Source organism: Phaeobacter sp. NW0010-22 (assembly GCF_040365955.1).
Classification (GTDB): domain Bacteria; phylum Pseudomonadota; class Alphaproteobacteria; order Rhodobacterales; family Rhodobacteraceae; genus OMPR01.
The window spans coordinates 38,216-54,978 of record NZ_BAABWT010000007.1 but is presented as its reverse complement, the minus strand read 5'-3'; the positions used below and the strand labels follow the sequence as shown (position 1 = coordinate 54,978).

At 54.0% G+C, this 16,763-nt stretch carries 10 protein-coding genes; 3 read left to right on the top strand and 7 right to left on the bottom strand.

Annotated features, from left to right (window positions below; genetic code table 11):
- Positions 1 to 835: 835 nt before the first annotated feature.
- Entirely contained in the window at positions 836 to 2,524 is a 1,689-nt protein-coding gene (locus ABWV33_RS15565) for a bacterial transcriptional activator domain-containing protein (protein WP_353332072.1), read from the top strand.
- On the opposite strand, the gene ABWV33_RS15560 is transcribed toward ABWV33_RS15565, so the two are convergent.
- The 3 genes from ABWV33_RS15560 to ABWV33_RS15550 are packed head-to-tail and all read right to left on the bottom strand — an operon-like array spanning position 2,474 to position 5,535.
- Complete coding sequence (locus ABWV33_RS15560; RefSeq protein WP_164622608.1) at positions 2,474 to 3,208, bottom strand: hypothetical protein; 735 nt, start codon at positions 3,206 to 3,208, stop codon at positions 2,474 to 2,476. The two genes, ABWV33_RS15565 and ABWV33_RS15560, sit on opposite strands and share 51 nt — an antisense overlap.
- Before the next feature lie 14 nt (positions 3,209 to 3,222).
- Entirely contained in the window at positions 3,223 to 4,608 is a 1,386-nt protein-coding gene (locus tag ABWV33_RS15555) for a peroxidase family protein (RefSeq protein WP_353332070.1), read from the bottom strand.
- An 18-nt stretch (positions 4,609 to 4,626) separates the two neighbouring features.
- Positions 4,627 to 5,535: a YcaO-like family protein gene (locus ABWV33_RS15550; protein WP_353332068.1), complete on the bottom strand. Its 909-nt coding sequence runs from the start codon at positions 5,533 to 5,535 to the stop codon at positions 4,627 to 4,629.
- A 209-nt stretch (positions 5,536 to 5,744) separates the two neighbouring features.
- Between ABWV33_RS15550 and ABWV33_RS15545 the strand changes: the two genes are divergently transcribed.
- Both ABWV33_RS15545 and ABWV33_RS15540 read left to right on the top strand, forming a co-directional pair.
- A complete protein-coding gene (locus ABWV33_RS15545) occupies positions 5,745 to 8,246 on the top strand; it encodes an N-acetylmuramoyl-L-alanine amidase (RefSeq protein ID WP_353332066.1) in 2,502 nt (833 codons plus the stop codon).
- 64 nt (positions 8,247 to 8,310) lie between these two features.
- Positions 8,311 to 10,989, top strand: a complete 2,679-nt coding sequence (locus tag ABWV33_RS15540; protein ID WP_353332064.1) for a trypsin-like peptidase domain-containing protein — start codon at positions 8,311 to 8,313, stop codon at positions 10,987 to 10,989.
- 834 nt (positions 10,990 to 11,823) lie between these two features.
- Here ABWV33_RS15540 and ABWV33_RS15535 read toward each other — a convergent pair.
- From ABWV33_RS15535 to ABWV33_RS15520, 4 genes are read right to left on the bottom strand one after another with little or no spacing between them, the layout of a single operon-like run.
- Positions 11,824 to 12,924 (bottom strand): flagellar basal body P-ring protein FlgI, encoded by a 1,101-nt coding sequence (locus ABWV33_RS15535; protein ID WP_113823538.1) that lies wholly within the window; start codon positions 12,922 to 12,924, stop codon positions 11,824 to 11,826.
- Positions 12,921 to 13,928, bottom strand: a complete 1,008-nt coding sequence (locus ABWV33_RS15530; protein WP_353332062.1) for a flagellin — start codon at positions 13,926 to 13,928, stop codon at positions 12,921 to 12,923. Before ABWV33_RS15530 ends, ABWV33_RS15535 begins: the two co-directional genes overlap by 4 nt.
- Before the next feature lie 2 nt (positions 13,929 to 13,930).
- Positions 13,931 to 15,382 carry a flagellar hook-associated protein FlgK gene (flgK, locus tag ABWV33_RS15525; RefSeq protein WP_353332060.1) on the bottom strand — a complete coding sequence of 484 codons (1,452 nt, stop codon included), beginning with the start codon at positions 15,380 to 15,382 and terminating at the stop codon, positions 13,931 to 13,933.
- A 42-nt stretch (positions 15,383 to 15,424) separates the two neighbouring features.
- Positions 15,425 to 16,726, bottom strand: coding sequence for a flagellar hook protein FlgE (locus ABWV33_RS15520; protein WP_353332058.1), 1,302 nt, complete (start codon positions 16,724 to 16,726; stop codon positions 15,425 to 15,427).
- Between the last annotated feature and the right edge of the window lie 37 nt (positions 16,727 to 16,763).

Below are 16,763 nucleotides of genomic sequence, written 5' to 3'. Positions count from 1 at the left end.
AACATGTTTCCGCTGAGTTTCAGTGAGATCGATTCCTCGACATCTCAATTTTTCATGGATCAAAAGTTTGACTAGGTTACCAAGAAACGCGCGAAAATTGACTAGATGCGGCGCCCCAACTCACCGCATAAAAAAATCAACCAAGTGAGCCGAACTCTCTCTCAGTTCCGGCCCCCATTGGTTCTAAAAAACCTGACAACGGACAATCTGACCCAAATACCGCGCTGTCTGATCGTCAGAAACGGTTGGGGGGCTCAATCGGTTCTTCGAAAACGCTAATCGAATGAAGGAAAATACTCGGCAAGAACTCTTAGGAGTAGCCTACCACAAGCCGACTGGCTGCTTGGCACCTTTTTGGTTCATCTGATACATAGCCTAGCCGGGCAATAGATCGTGGCTATAGTGGCGATGGGTTCCGTGGAGCCTGTGTCATTGTGAAAGCAACGCCTTTCTTCACCGCACTAAAGTCACACGGCAGGGCTTTACAAATGACAAACATCGCGACCGTCATAGTCTGGCTATGAGGTCAGAGACTAAATTCGTGTACATTGCATGCTCGAATTTCTAGTGACATAGTGATTTTATGTTTGTTGCGCCTGATAAATTTGTTGAGTTCCTGTCTGCGCTAAAACTCAAGAAGGCCAGAGCGTTAGCTCTCTACCTTGCCATAGAACCGGGCCGGGAAAGGCGCAGCGAGCTTGTCATAGACCTTTTGTGGCAGGCATCTGAAACGGACAAAGCAAGAGCATCCCTGCGTCAAACAATAAGACACTTGCGCACTACCTCTGACGGTCTGTTGAGTTTTCCGTTGCGGGCCAACAATGGACTCCTTTTTTTGGAGTATCCTCGAGAATGGGCGCTATTCAGAGATCTGGCGCAGGCTTTTTCAACCCCTGACACCTTCCAAGCTGCTCGTCGAACTTCACTGGATTTGCTGGATATTTTCGAGCAACTGTTAGGAATTTCCTCCAATTTCGACAGCTGGTTAGCGATTTCCAAGAACCACGCCCTGTCCGGAATCAGCACCGCACTCGAGACGCTGATCAATTGTCCAGACGAAACGCTAGCGCGAGACGCCGCAACATTCCTACTGTATCTAGACTCTTGCCACGAGGCGGCAACCCGCCACTTAATGTTGCACTACTGGAACAGCGGCGCTGCACACAAGGCGATAGAGCTGTACAATCTTTTGTACCAAGCTCTTGATGAGATGTTCGACCAAGATCCGGAAAGTGCGACGATCGAACTATTGGCTGCAATCAAGTTGAACCCAGATGGTGGCACGGGCAAAACCCGCACCAAGCGACCGCGTTCAAACCGCGTTACCTTAGTGGTCGAAGATCCCGAACCGGGATTGCTGGACAATCGAGACAGCAGCTTTCAAACGGTTCTGGCGACAGACCTGCGAGGCCGTTTGGGGCGCTTTCGCGAGTGGCAAGTCATTGCGTCACAACCCAAAGACAGTGATTTTCTTTTGATTCGACCGCGGCTGTTTCGGTTGGACGAGCAATGCAGATTTCTGGTTGAGATCGTACATCCGCAGAACCGGGAGCTGATCTGGTCCGAGATGATAGAGGATCCGCACAACGACTGGGTCGGCAAGGTTCGTGTTATATTGTTGAACATCGGCAACGCGCTACGGGTTGTAGTCGCGGATCGGCAGGGCAAAGATGACCGGGCAGAGCTCTATGATCGCTGGCTGCAATCGCTTGCGCTAAAAGGCACTTGGACACACGAAGACGAAGCCCGCGCTGTGGCTTTGTTGCGTTGCATCACACAAGAAGCGCCGGATTTCGGTCCTGCTCATGCCGAGCTGGCAGGGATCTACAACATTCGGCACATACTGCGCCCCGGCACCCAGCAGGACCCTAAACTGCGAGACAAGGCACTAACGCATGCGCTGGATGCGGTCGCTGCGGACGCGATGGACACGCGCGCGCATCGGGTGCTCGCCTGGTGCTATTGCCACAAAGGCGAGTTCGACTTAGCCGAGTTCCATTTCGAGCAATCTCTACAGCTTAACGCACAGAACACCCAGACCCTCGCGTCAAGTGTGCTGGGTTTTGTGTTTTGCGACAACGCACCCCGGGCGCGGTCTATGTTATCAGAGCTAGAGCGGCTGCCGGAGACCTTACAACCATTTCATGATATCTATCTCGCGGCGGCCAGCTACCTACTAGGGGACTTCGCTGCGGCTGCAAAACACTGCGTGGGCGGGGACGGTCTGATGTCTACAACCGGCGGCTGGCACAGCGCCGCTCTGGCAAAGCTAGGTCAATCACAAATAGCGCGCCAGCGGCTAGAGCAATACCATCAGGAAATCAGCGCCCTTTGGCATGGACCCAAAGAGCCAGGGCTGCACGATGTGATTGACTGGTACGTCGCATGTTTCCCGTTGCGCAGCGAGACGGTTCGAGAGGACCTGCGCCGTACTCTCTATGATGTTGCGGCGCAGCCTTTAAGAACGGGCACCCTAGTCGCACATATTGGTGATGTAGATACCCACAGCGCGGTGGAAAGCTGACACGGGCGACGTAAGGATGCGCGCCATGGATTTGCGGGTTGGGTCCTCCTCTTCATCTTCGGAACCGAGGTCTTGGAAGATGCTCGTCTTCTGGCTCCACAGAGCGTTGACCCGTGTTTTGATCGCTTGTTTGGTAGCGTCAGGCAGGTCTGTACCCGTCGTTTGTGCTTCATTCATAGCTTCGTCTAGGATTCCGTCAAAAAAGTGCTTTATCATCAATTGATCAAGCGTGTAGGTCAGAGGTGGTTCAAAGCCCGGCTGATTAATCTGCGTGCTAAAGTAATCCTCTCGCTCGGCCAGTGTGTCCTGTACAGGGACCACCAGGGTTCGAGTGTTTGCGTCGTCTTCATCAGTGTTTTTAACGCGTTGATCCCAAACCAGTTTGACCTGAATGTTGTCATGGATCCGCTCAATTTCAGGGTCATTCAAGTCATGCGTAGGGTCCATCGGCAGAACCGCCATGGCCTGACGCAAAACTTCGGCTGCCTTTTGATATTCGGGACTATTTTCATCAAGCGGCCCTCCGCGCGATAGTTCAACTACAGTTTTCCCAATGAATTCGACATCCAGCGCTCGGCCAGCTGCGCCGGCCTTGGCAGGGTCGGTGGTGACGGATCCATCGTGATGCAGAAATTTCGTCCCGCCGCCATCGACCTTTCGACCAACGATAATGTACTTGTCCATCTTGTCCCTCCTCCTCAGGAATTCACTTCATTAATTATCTGGATAAAGCGGTTGGGCCGGGGCAGATCCGGCGCGACAGCACTGGGGTCGACCATCCGCACATTGGCAATCGCGTCTTCAATCTTGCGGTACAAAAGCAAACTGCCCAGCGGACCAAAACGCCCATTTTTGCCGTAAAGTTGGGCCTCGATCATCAAGATCAAATGGATATGACAGCGTTGTACTTCGGCTTCCGTCAATTCAAGCCCCATAGGTGCAGCCACTTGGCTGGTGAATTCCTGAGCCAATGAACCGGGTTCCAGACGGCTAGACCATTCGGACGGCATTTGTGCCAAAACCGCCTTGATATCAGGACCATCCAATCCTTGAGGCCCAAGGTCTCGGGCCGTACGCGCATCAAGCTGGTCGATCGTCACCCCGCCTCGGGGTCGAAAGGCTGGCGAGAAACTGGCCGAAATGCCCGTCTTTGTACCACCCTCGTCAGGGGTGAAAAACAATGCCCAATCCAATGGCCAACGACTGAGCTTGTGTTCATTGTCCTGTGGCGAACGCAGCACCAACGCGCCAAGATCCCGCTGTTCAGGGAATTTATAACTCTTGCGCGGCATTGCATGAAACGCGCGCATCAGGCCATGCTGCATGGTGACCGCGTCTATGACGGGGTATTGCCTAAGCCCATCCATCGACAGTGCTGCAATCTGAGCATCCAGAACCTGCGGTAGAAAATCCTTGCGTATAATGACATGCCAGCTGTGTAGGACATGGTTGCGGGCCATACAGAATGCCAACATCCGGCGATCCGCGAGGTTCGCGGGAAGCGCTGCAAAAAATCGCTCGGCAATGCGATTATGATATCGCATCATGATCGCAGTTATTCGGTGCAAGATATGCACGTCCCGATTGCGGGCGTCGGCTATGGCGCGAACGCTGGGATCGTCGCCCCTATGGGCCAGAGTGATTATACTCTTTCGGCCAATTCGAAATAGCAGCGTCTCTTGATCAAAAAGGTGGGGCAAGACGCGAGGACCTGCTCCATAAAGCGTTTCCAGCGTCAACGGGTTCTCAATGGCGTTATGGCGTCTCGGTGGGCTGCTGACCGGGTCGCCGGACCGAATTGCATAGGGCACCTGATTGATCGGAACGGCGTGGCCCATGTCGTGACCAATCAACTGGCCCAGATAGGTGTAACCCGCAGGAATACATTTTTTGTCGACGATGCAGGCCTCCCTCCAACTATGTGCGGCAAAGTCGATTTTTGGCTGCCTTGAAGGTGATGCATCGTGACAAATCGCACCTGCAATTGGACACCCGGTACCACTGACCCAGCTCTGATCCTTGCGGTGGCCAACTTCGCCCTCAAAGGCAGCAATAGTCTCGTCGGCGGTTGCAGTAATTTTCATTCGTTGTCCCCCCCAAAGTTACATGAACGGCGAGTTTTCGCCCCCTGATCCGTAGTTCTGGCTGTTGGGCAAATGACATCTCCAAACGCGGCGCAGCTGACCGGCTGGCGTTATGTCTTGCAACATGAGCCCCTCTTCAGTGACCTGATCGACTGCGGTCTGTGAATCCCGAGGCTCGATCAGACTATCCTCTCCAAGCAAGGTTGGGCATCGCTCGGCGTAGTTGGCGATCTTTTCTTCGATCAAACGCGTTTCTTGCACACTGTACCCACTACGCGAAGCAAGCACTTCGCCTAGGTTAATCTCCATCAGCAGCGTTTCGCGCAGCGCTTTGCGCACGGCCTGTGCCGGTTCTGAATCAGCGCCAAAACCCAAGATCGGGTCCTGTGCAACGGTCCCTTGCGATCGACCCACCGCGACCGTTACCGGGCCGGGGTAGTCAAGCAACCAGACATCTGTGTGCCGACGCAACATGCTCCCCCGGCGCGCCCGTTTCAGCCATTGGGTTATTCCCTGCTTGTGCAACCAATCCGCAGTCACCTTTTGGGCAGCCAATTGCCCCAACCACCACGCCCATACGGCTGTGCGTTCATGAGCTTCGAATATGGCCAGCCGCAGTGCTTTTTGGTTTGTCGAGTGCGCAGCAACGCCCGAATATGCCCCGGCAATCGCGGCCTGACCCGCATTACGCAATGTAGCAAGGGCCACAATCTCGGCGGTTTCACCCAAGCAACATGCCAGGGCATCTTCGCGAGTCTCGCCCGCACCGCTCGCCGTTGCACCGTCCAAAGTAAGAGCTTGGATGACGCACAAATTGGGAGCCGTCAGAACCTCACGCCAATCATGGCGGCTCCAATGCGCAATTAACTGGTTGGCTTCTGTGGCTGCCGCCTTCGAATACGTGGGTTTAGTTCTGGTTGAATCCATGCTGCTGATACCCTCCGCTTATTTTTCCTACCAGTCACGCCCCATTGGCTCTGAGGTCTAAAACAGCGCTGTGATTTTTCTGTGACCCAGCGTGTCACACATAAATCACGCAGCAATCACAGGCCCGGTCTACACCCCTCGTCAATTGTTGGTTCGGCGTTTCATCGATTTCAACCGAACTCTTTCAGATCATTACGAGGAGGCGAAAAATGAATAAGATCAACGAAGAGCTTTCAAGGGTCATTGCTCAGGCGGATACCGCCGTAGATCAGGATAGCCTGACTGACGCAATCGAGCGTTTAGACGCGATGCTCAAAGATGGGTTCGTCCAAGCCGAAGCCTCGGCGCTGCCTTATGCGCCCGCGCTCGAGATGACGACAGAGTTTGAAACCACCTATGCACAGGCGCCTGAGGGGGGCGCGGAAGTCAAGTTTGGCCGCTTCATCGGCAGCATGGCCCTGGACTCAGCCAACGCTATTGCACGGGCGAAACGCCGGGCAGAGTATCGACTCAAGACGTTGTTCGGCTTTGACGGGCTGCGCATCGTCGAAGACGGCGACAGCTGGACACAATACCCAGTCCTGCTTGAGGATATTGGTGATCAATTGCAGGCTAAGGACGATTTCGCGGTCTTTTCCGTGGGGGGCGCGGGCGATTTGGTGTCCGACATGGCCAACGAAAAAGAATATCTGAGCGCTTTGCAGATCACTGACGCTGCGGTGTTGCTGGTGTCGGGTGGTGGCAATGACATGTTCGGCCACCTTCAGGACATTTTAGTCGACTACACAGACGGTGCCGGCCCTGCAGATCTGATTAATCACGGAGCTTTTGGTCCAATCCTGCGAACAGTGACTGAGAACTACGAGACAATCCTGACCGACGTTGCCACGTCCTTTCCCGACGTATGCATATTCACCCACGGCTATGATCTGCCGTTTCCGTTGGACGACGGTAAATGGATCGGACCCGCACTGACAGCGCGCAGCATTCCTTTCGACATCGGACGCGGGGTGCTGAACGTGATCCTCGACATGTTCAATGCCGAGATGGTGACGCTGGAAGCGCGTCATTCCAACATGGTGTTTTGCGATCTCCGGGGCGAGGTCGATCGCGGACTGAATTCTTGGTTCGATGAGTTGCACCCCAAAAATGCTGGCTACGCCCGCGCCGCCACCGCCATCGAGAGAGTGATCCGCGATCGCATGCTGGGCGGGTTGGAAACCACGCCCGGGCACTTGACTGCCAAGGCTAATCCCGAGCGAAGCAAAGCGGCCGGAACTGTGGTTCTGGATCCCGGTCACGGTGGAACCACAAAGGTTGGCGGTTCCAGTGCCAACAACGCCATCGGGCCTCACGGCACCTTGGAGAAAGACCTGACACTCGATGTGGCGCTGCGCACAAAAACAGTTTTGGAGCACCGGGGGTACAACGTCCTTCTGACGCGCAGCAGCGATGTCAATCTTGGTCTTTCTGCGCGCGCTGCGGTCGCTCGGTCGGTGGGGGCTGCGGCATTTGTCTCGATCCATTTCAACGGGTCGACCAATCACAACGCCCAAGGGACTGAGACCTTCGTGCATAAATCTCTGCCAAATGGTGCGCATCCTTCCAAAGCTCTATGCCGCGCGGTGCAATCGGAAATGGTGGCCGCCTTGGGTTTGCGCGACCGCAATAAGGGTTTTCCATTGGGTGCCAAGTCCGGCGGCTTTGGTGTGCTAAACCCGCACCATCATGCCCAGCAAACCGCAGCTGTCCTGCACGAAGTCAGCTTTTTGGATCGAGCCGATGAAGAAGAGCGGCTTTCAAAGGTGTCTTACAAGCGCAAGATTGCCATCGCCTTGGCAGACGGGATCGAGGCCTACCTGACAGGAATAGCACCGGCCGAAAACTTTAGTGCCGCCGAAATCGAGCTGGGAGATGCCGTGGAACTGGCCAAAGTTGAAAGCGATTTTTCCGCTGCAGCTGAACATTTGTTCGAATGGCGAGATACCTCAGACGACACTGACGAGTGTGGTTTCGAAACGCATGACGTATCCAATGGTCATCTGCTGGGTATGGATTCGGTTGCTCAGGGCAATTTAGGGTTCTTGCACGCACTGGCCGAAATCGAAGCCCGCTTTTCCAAAGGTCAAGGCCACGTCATCGACGGTCCGGATGAAGGCCACGAAACCTCGGAACGGGATCCTGCCATTGAACGCGCTTTCGGCTCTCATTCCTTTGATGTCGGGGCCAATGTGACGGTATTGGCGGACGTGTTTGGCAGAGTGGAAAGCACGAGCTTTTCCCACAGCGACTTCGAAGCCTTCATCCGCAGCCTGGGCTTGCGCTATTTCAGCCCGTCCGAGTTTCTGGTTCTGGGAGGGCAGAATAAATCTGGCAAATGTGCGGGTAAGAACACCCTGCCCCCGCAATCGTTGTGGGGAAATATCGCGAACACGGCGTTGCTGGTGGACAGGATCCGCGACCGCCTAAACGCGCCTGTCTTTATCACCTCTGCCTACCGTTCGCCTCCATACAACGCCTGTATCGGCGGCGCCAGCGCATCCCAGCACATGCGGTTCAACGCATTGGATTGGTACTGCACCGCGCATGATCGCGCTCATTGGCGTCAGGTCGCCGAACAGTTGCAGGCGTCCGATCCCAGTCGGTTCGCAGGCTTCATCAAAGATTATGCTGGCGGTAACTTCGTCCATATCGATACCCGCTACACCTGAATTTTCTAAATTTGAACGTTGGGGATCGGCCTAGCCGAACCCGGGCAAGCAAAGGGAAAAGACAATGTCCAATTCATCGCCCAACAGTGCCCCCCAAATCGATTTTAAAGCAGACTGGAACAATCTGGACCCCTTCAACGATCTCGGCGCAGTTGCCAAGGTCGACAACCCGCGGCGGATGCTGGATCAGTTTTCTAACGGCCTGCGCGGCGGCGCGGAAAAGACCGTGGGCCGCAAGGAAATGATTGATGCCCGATTGATTTCCCTCCTAGCCAAGCACAGTCGTGCAGTGTGCCGAGTGAGTGTGCCGGCAGGCGAGGTTGATTTCAGAGGGCAAATGGCAACGGGTGGCTGGCATGGCACCGGCTTTCTGGTGGCGCCGAATATCTTGCTGACCAACCACCACGTTCTGAATGACGAAACGGTTGCGTCCAAAGCCGTAGCCGAATTCGATTATCGCACCTCGGAGGCGGATCTGCTGGGCGGGCCACCCAATTCCTCCCCTTCCGCCGTACACTTCAGAATGACGCCCGAGCGGCTTTTCATCACCAGTTCATTCGAAGATTTCGACTATACATTTGTCTGGATCGAAAGCGCGGCGGCCGAGCAGTTCGGCACGATCCAGATGACGCGCGGATCGTTTCTGATCCGCCAGACCGAACCGACCTTTATCCTGCATCACCCCAACGGACATCCGCAAAAAGCGTCGGTGGACGACACCGAATTGCTGTCGGTAAATTCCAGTTTTCTGCTTTACGCAGCGGATACCGAAGGGGGATCGTCGGGGGCACCTGTGTTCAACAAGCATGGGCAACTGGCAGGCTTACACCACGCTTGGTGGCCCATTCAAAGCCTCCGGGCGAAATTTCCAAACCTTACCGGACGGCTGAACGATGGCAATATCACCGGCCATGCCAACGAAGGAATCAAGTTGGCGGCCATGGCCATCGATCTGGAACGCCGTATTGCCATGGGTGACACAAAGGCACGTGATGCGGCGACCGTTCTGCAAGCTTTTGACGGATCGGACACTCTGACCGGAATGTTTGGCAGCTTGGGTCGCCACAGCGGCGAAACAACGGCGCCGGCCTATGAAAAGGTTGTCACTGTCTATCAGGGCCGAGAGCAGGATATCGACGTTGGTGCCTGGAACATCGAATGGCTAAACCGAGACTATGATAACGCAGACCGGCTGCATCGAGTCGCCACCGTCATTTCTGACCTGAACCTTGATATCTGGGCGCTGTCCGAGGTCTCCGTCCCCGCTGTTGACGGTTTGATCAAGGTCCTGCGCGACACGTTCAAGCAGGAGTTCGAGGCCGCCTATTCCGAACCCGGTTCCAGCACCGGCAAGCAGTCGACAGTCATCATCTGGCGCCCTAACGTGGTCGAATGCACGCGCGAAGACTGGCCAGAGGACCTGGATGCTCTGTTCCGTTCTCACAGCAAAGACGATGATCTGCCTTTCGAAGCGGTGCATGGAAAAATCTTCAACCGCTACCCCGGTCTTTTCCGGATCAACCTGAAGAGCGAAGAGAAGGACTTTGATTTTTACCTCGTGCCGCTGCACCTGAAGGCAAAAAAGGAAGGCAGTCTACGCCGCGAGATGGCGTCAAAAGCTCTGTCTTATGCGGTCGATCAGATGATCCAGATTCACGGTAAGGACAGCGACTGGATTATTTTGGGCGACGTGAACGCCTCATTGAAAAGCGGCGATTTCGACGCACTGGAAGAAGGCGGCTTCACCGCGCTTGGCGCTGTAGACGAGAATAATGGTGCTTTCACTTATCTCAAGGCGCCTTACAAAAGCCTGATCGACAATATCTTTGTCTCGGACTCCATGTCGCGCGTAGCCAATGCGGATGATTTTTACATCATCGAAACTGATCGCACGGTCAGCCGGTTCGTCAAGGAGACCTCGGATCATCGCCCCATCGCGTTGCGCCTATCGCTTGCCGATCTGCCGAATACGCCTGCTAGGAATGGAGAGCGACTTTCGTTTGACGAAGCATTTCACCAGATGCTGGCGCGGGCAGGGCTGTCTCCCAACTCCCTCCGTGAAACCTTGCCCGTGCCCAGTTACAGCAGCGCGGACCCAACGTCAGACTGGCTGGTTGGACGGCGCAACAAAACCCAGTTCTTTCAGGACAATCGCACCCGCTTCATCGACGAGATCACCCAGGCTAATGCACAGATGAGCAATCTCGTCGGCGCTAGGTTGCAACCGCTAACTCTGACTGATGTCGCCGTGGTCTATATGGCCGAGGCGGGGCTAAAGGGCGGAATCGTAGACCCGGATTTCGTGCATTCAAACGGAGAGATCGGGCTGTTCCCACTGCCCAGTAGAACTTCATTCTGGGTTGGCCCTCATGCTCCTGCCCATAACCAGCCGATGCCGCTGGACGTGAACATCAGAACCTATCTGACCTATCTTTGCGCGCTGAGAAATAAAGTGGTTAAGACCGTTTCAAACACCCCGCTTTACCCGGGGCTGTTTCGCGAAGACGGCATAGCAGGCCATCCCGACCGTGAGGCCAAACTGCTGGCTGGGATCGTGCATGGCTATTTCTGGAGCGGCAACTATGCCAGCAGGAAAGTGCCCTTTGGTCACATCTTGGCGGGCTACGCCGATGACAAGCCGCTCGATCAGATCATTGCCTCCACTGACTATGTCCACGCTGGAAAACCTCTGATGACAAACCGTCAAAGCAACATCAACGAAGCGTTATTCGTCCTTGTCTGAACGCATGTAATCTACTGCGAGATAAACATGTCAATATTGACATCCATTAGCACTTGAGGATTCACAGCCTTTGCGCACCCGCACAGGCTGATGATGTATAAAATTGGTGATCCCGGTCAGATACTTAGGTCCCGCAGTGCGCGCGCGCCTCACGCGAACGCGGGCACTGGTTACCTCCAGTTTTCTGAGCGATGAGTGCCATTGGGGGTATTTAACGAAGCCAAAAGAGACAACGAAGCAATCCAGATTACTGCCCCTATGATTTTGATGAGTTGACCTCGATAGACGCAATTACAAAGCCCAGATTGCCGATTGGTTCCCGGGCGGTTTTCCACAGGACTCTCGGCTGATAACAGCATTGGTACTCCAAGCCATAATGGAATCGAAGCATGCATGTATCATGAGCAGCGACATCATTAGCCGAGCGAATTGCAAAGTAATCTTACAAGAGGGGACGATGATCCTGATATGGCCCTCAAAGAGATACAAAAACCGCCGAACCCAAACCGGCCAGCTCCAACAGAGATAGTCTCCAAGCCCAGTTTATCAGAAAGCTTGATTCAGAGGCGCATTCGCTGATGCATTCTGAAGTCGTGACAACCCAAACTATCCAACACGTTGCCGATTTGGCCAATCAATAGATCGGTCGAGAACCAGGTTCCCGTTGGGCACCATTGTCGACTGCGAGTGATTGGTGCTGAATGCCTTTGGTATCCAGTAGCACATGGCAGCCAGCTAACGTTGGCTTTCACGAAAAACCCAACCCATCTGAATAGTATAACAAACAGTGTCCGACGAAACTCTCTGAATGTGTCAAATTACAAAGTAGAACCCTCATCGAACAACAAATTCTGCATGCAATGCACCAGCGGCTTTTATAGTTTTTAAGATATCAATCATATCTCTCGGCGAAACGCCCAGCGCATTCAAGCCCGCAACAACTTCGGCCAAAGACGTGCTTTCTGGAACTTCGGCCAATTTAATACCCTCCCCTTCTTCGATCGCAACATTGGTTCGCGGAACCACAACGGTCTCACCATCAGAGAACGGATTGGGCTGCACTGCCAAGGGTGTCTCTTCAACACGTAAAGTCAGACTCCCTTGCGAGACTGCGACCCGGGAGATCCGCACATCATCCCCCATAACAATGGTTCCTGATCGCTGATCCACCACAACCCGCGCCTTACGCTGTGGTTCTACCCTTATATTTTCGATGCGGCCAATGGCATGCGCCGTTGACGCGACATTCGTGGCAGAAACGTCCAACTCAATCGTGCCTGAATCGCGCATGATTGCCACCCGGCGATTGAATTCACGATTGATGGCGTTTTCTATGCGACCCGCTGTGGTAAAATCCGGCTCTCGAAGAGCCAACCTGAGCTGGGTCAACGTGGCGAGGTCAAAATCAATTTCACGCTCCACACGCGCTCCGGATGGAATAACCCCTGACGTAGGAACCCCGCGTGTGACTGACCCTGCTTCGCCCTCGGCCGAGGCCCCCCCGGCAAGGACAGTTCCCTGCGCAACTGCATAAATTTGACCGTCAGCGGCATTCAAAGGTGTCATGATCAACGTACCACCCAACAAGCCCTTTGAGTCCCCAATGGCAGACACGGTGACGTCAATCTGCCCTCCGACACGGGAAAAGGGTGGAAGTTCGGCCGTTACAAACACCGCAGCCACATTTTTAGGTCGAAATTGTTCGCCTGTTATGTTTACACCCAAACGCTCAAGAATGTTGGACATGATTTCTTCGGTAAAGGGTGAATTTCGCAATCCATCACCGGTGCCATTCAGCCCGACTACAAGACCATACCCAACAAGATCATTGCTGCGCACACCATCGAAGTTCACCAAATCCTTAAGACGGATCGTACCCGCCTGTAACGCCGTAGGCAGCAACAGACACAGGGCCAATATGCGAAAAATACTCATCTCAGGAAATTCACAAGGGACAGCTGAGATGTGCGAACCGTAACAACATATAGGCTTTCGAGCTGAAACTGGACAGCCTTGAGGCGCGTTGCGGTTTCAAACGGATCTGCTTCCAACAGTTCTCGTCTGGCGTATTCCAGGCTTGTCTTACTGGCTGCATTCCGGGTTTCAACCTGCTCGACTCGAGCTTCAGAGAACCCTACATCCGCACGCACGCCCACCAAAGCATCCCGACTGGTCGCCAGCTGACCTCCAAGTTGTTTCAGCAACTCTGCCTGTTCCTGGGGACTCAGACCCACCGCTGAGTCAGTCGCCAAAGACGCCAGAGCTGTAGATTTTAACATATCCCGAAACGCCGGATCATCCGCCTTGAGCTTTAAGGATACCTCTTCCCCCTCGGCGATTTCAAAAGCAGCAAGCGTTTGGTCCGATCCCCGATACATGCTTGATCTAAAGCCGGCTGGATCGTTGAACCAACTTTCAGCCGCCTGCAACACATCGGCCGCAGTCGTTTGCCCTATGATAGCGGTTTTCAGATCCGCCAATAATGTATCGCCAGAGTTCAAAGCAATTGTATCTGTTGCAACGCCAGCAAAAAGACTGCGCCCCCCGACTGCCCCGTTCAAAGATGCCACCATTGTGATCAGATCACCCTGCGCCTGTTTGCTAACCTGTTCACGGTTTACTGTCTGACCGAAAGAGCCGACAGCCGTTAGCGCATTTGCCAATTCGTCCGTTCGGGTATGCAGGATTTCAAGGTGATTTTGCGCAGTCGTAAACAACAAACCTGTTTCCGCAGTTGTTACAGAAAATCCCTCAATCCGACTGAGGTTGCGATCAATATCTGACAGATGCGAGTAATCCCCTGCCAGGCGTTGCGTGATATTCGACGTTTCACCCGTCGACATTTCCTGCGTTAACGTCTCGATCTCATTCTTGATCAGAACGCTCCGAGCGCGCAGGGTGAGGCTTTGTGCCAAATCTCCGATAGAATTCATACTCATCCTTACAACCTCAGCAATGTGTCCATCAGCCCGTTGACCGTCTCAATCACGCGGGCATTTGCGGCATAGGCTCTTTCAACAAGCATCAATGACTGGAGTTCCGCATCGGTATCCACGCCTGTTTCCAGCTCAAGGCGCTCCATTTCTGTTTTGTTCGCTGCAGAAAACGTCAAGGTTTGCGCTGCCGAATTACTATTTTGAGCCACCCGGGATAGAAGCCCCGCGCTGACCTCTCCTGCTGTCAAGGCGCCGGTCCCAAAACGATCCGTTGACATGGCGCGCGCATCGGTCAGCGCCTTATCAAAAGCTTTGAGAAGCGTAGCATCCCCGGGGGCACCTGGATCTGTCGCCTCCAGCCCAGCGCGCAATTTCCAGCTTTGCCCACCTTGAGACGGATCCACCGCTGCGTTCAAAGCCAACCGTCCCGCAAGGCCGGAGGCTGTCGGTGATCCCAGTGCTGCGCCCGCATCTGTGAAAAGTCCCGGCTGGCCTGGGGTATGTGTCGGATCGACACCTGCTGCTTCAAACCGTTCGATAAGATCTTGCGCCACCGCGTCTAGATCTTGTTGCGCTTCAGTCGACAGCACATCACGAATTTCAAATTGCGCTGCCAAGGTCCCACCGCGGATCGCAGTATTATCCCCGCTCGTTTGAACCGGAATATCGTTAATTTTAAGGCCTGACAGCAGCCCGTTGCCAACTGTCATATGAGGCTTGGTCGCATTAACTGGTGTAAACGAAAGCTGGGCGGCACTCCCATCCACAAGGATTGCACCGCCTTCAGAATACAGGGCAACTTTGCCATTTTCGCGATTGATCACGTTGACCGGGATCATTTCATTGATTTCATCAATCAACAATTGGCGCTGATCAAGCAACGTTGCCGTATTTCCTTGTTGGGTCCCAACAGATTGAATCCGCGCATTCAGATCCTGAACCGTTTGCAACACGTCATTGAGACGATTTACCTGAGTATTGATACTCTTATCAGCACGTGTCCGAGAGGCTTGTAACCCATCAGATGCCTTGTTGAGACTAAGCGCTAAATCTTTTGCAGCTGCTGATGCGCCATCCAATCGAGTGGCCGAATCTGGCATACTTGCAGCTGTGAGTAACTTGTTCTCAAACGTTGAGAGACGCGTCGAGATCGAATTGACGGACCCTGAACGCCCTATCAAGTTTTCCAGATTGGAGTGAAAATCAGAAAGCGTACTGGCGGACCCATGTGCTGAATCCGCCGCTCTCCGATTGGCCACAAGTACAGGATCCGAGTGACGTGTAACCCCTACGACCTGAACACCCCTGCCCGTTACCAAATTTGACGACAATTCAAGCGAACGCCGCGCATACCCAGGTGTCAGAGCGTTTGCGATGTTTTCAGAAACAAGTCCCGAAGCACGGCTTGCAGCAGTAAGTCCACTCATGGCGCTATTGAAGGCAGCAGAGATGGTCATAAGGACCCTCCTTTAGGGGAAACGATCAGATTACCCGTTAGATTAGCGTTTGATATTGGTGGTTTCCTGCAACATCTCATCGACCGTTTGGATGACCTTGGCGCTTGATGAATACGCACGCTGTGTCTGGATCATTGCGGTCAACTCTGTGGCAATGTCCGTGGCGGACTCCTCTCGAGCGAACGACACCAGATCACCGGTTGGGCCATCACCCGCATCCCACAAGAAGACAGACCCGCTTTCGCGAGACGCCGCATAGGTCTGTTTGTCCATCGCAATCATGCCATTTGGATTGGGCAAATCAACCAACGGAATTTGATAGATCCGGCGGCTGGCACCAGAATCAAAGAAGGCGTGAACAAAGCCATTCTCATCGACTTCGACCCGTGTCATGCTGCCGACCGCTGATCCATCTTTACTGATCGAAACTGGGGCAAAGCGGTCGCTCAACTGTGTGATACCGCTGGTATCCCCGGGTTTTCCGATTTTGATTTCAATTGGGCCACCCGCCGTGGCAACAACCAATGCCCCCGATGCAGCATCATAGGTTCCACCAGACACGGTAGTTACACTGTCTAAGGTGCCCCCATTGGTCCGACTGTCTGTAAAGGTCATCGTATATTCGCCAACCACTGCGTTCCCAGAGGCCGTGTCCCGCAACGTCATCGTCCATTCGTTCGATGACCCTGTTGCCGGGACTGTGGGCACAAATTCAATCTGAATGCTTTCAGATTTGCCAAGGTTGCCAAAATACTCAACCGAAAGATCCTGTGCCCCGACAGTCGATCCCGCATCCGTTGAAGTTGCCGGCAAATTGATTCCAAGTGACATGCGTGTTGTCGGGGATCCAGACAACTGATTTACGCTCAACTTCACAGGCTCCAACCCATCAGAGGTATCTCTTGGAAAGGTTGGAATGCTGCCATCGGCTCGCGCGGGCCACCCCAACAAAGTCAACCCCGACTCAGTCACCAATCGCCCGTTCGAATCCGTTCGAAATGACCCTGTTGTCGTCAGCAACATGTTGGCAGACCCGTTGCCGCCTTCCAACTCGGCAACGCGTGTCACAGGCAGCATGCCACGGCCCCGGACAGCCAAATCCGTTGCATTTGCAGTTGTAACCAATGAGCCACGCGAATCGACCATACGCTGCGTGCTGGTTCGCACACCACCCGCTGTATATGTCCCCCCCGTGCTGGAATTAACCATCGAATGGAAATCGGTTTCCACCCGTTTGTACCCAAAGGTAGAAGAATTCGCGATATTGTCGGAAATCGTTGCCAAGCGGTTGGCATTCGCTCTCAACGCCGCGACCCCGGCATTAAGCGAAGAGGAAATAGTCATGGATACGCCTTTCTGCTGCATCAAAACTCGTCTGATG

Bases quoted from the DNA above. Each gene is read 5' to 3' on its own strand.
- ABWV33_RS15520 (WP_353332058.1), bottom strand. From the start codon at position 16,726: ATGACTATTTCCTCTTCGCTTAATGCCGGGGTCGCGGCGTTGAGAGCG.
- ABWV33_RS15530 (WP_353332062.1), bottom strand. From the start codon at position 13,928: ATGAGTATGAATTCTATCGGAGATTTGGCACAAAGCCTCACCCTGCGC.
- ABWV33_RS15550 (WP_353332068.1), bottom strand. From the start codon at position 5,535: ATGGATTCAACCAGAACTAAACCCACGTATTCGAAGGCGGCAGCCACA.
- flgK (WP_353332060.1), bottom strand. From the start codon at position 15,382: ATGACCATCTCTGCTGCCTTCAATAGCGCCATGAGTGGACTTACTGCT.
- ABWV33_RS15540 (WP_353332064.1), top strand. From the start codon at position 8,311: ATGTCCAATTCATCGCCCAACAGTGCCCCCCAAATCGATTTTAAAGCA.
- ABWV33_RS15560 (WP_164622608.1), bottom strand. From the start codon at position 3,208: ATGGACAAGTACATTATCGTTGGTCGAAAGGTCGATGGCGGCGGGACG.
- ABWV33_RS15555 (WP_353332070.1), bottom strand. From the start codon at position 4,608: ATGAAAATTACTGCAACCGCCGACGAGACTATTGCTGCCTTTGAGGGC.
- ABWV33_RS15535 (WP_113823538.1), bottom strand. From the start codon at position 12,924: ATGAGTATTTTTCGCATATTGGCCCTGTGTCTGTTGCTGCCTACGGCG.
- ABWV33_RS15545 (WP_353332066.1), top strand. From the start codon at position 5,745: ATGAATAAGATCAACGAAGAGCTTTCAAGGGTCATTGCTCAGGCGGAT.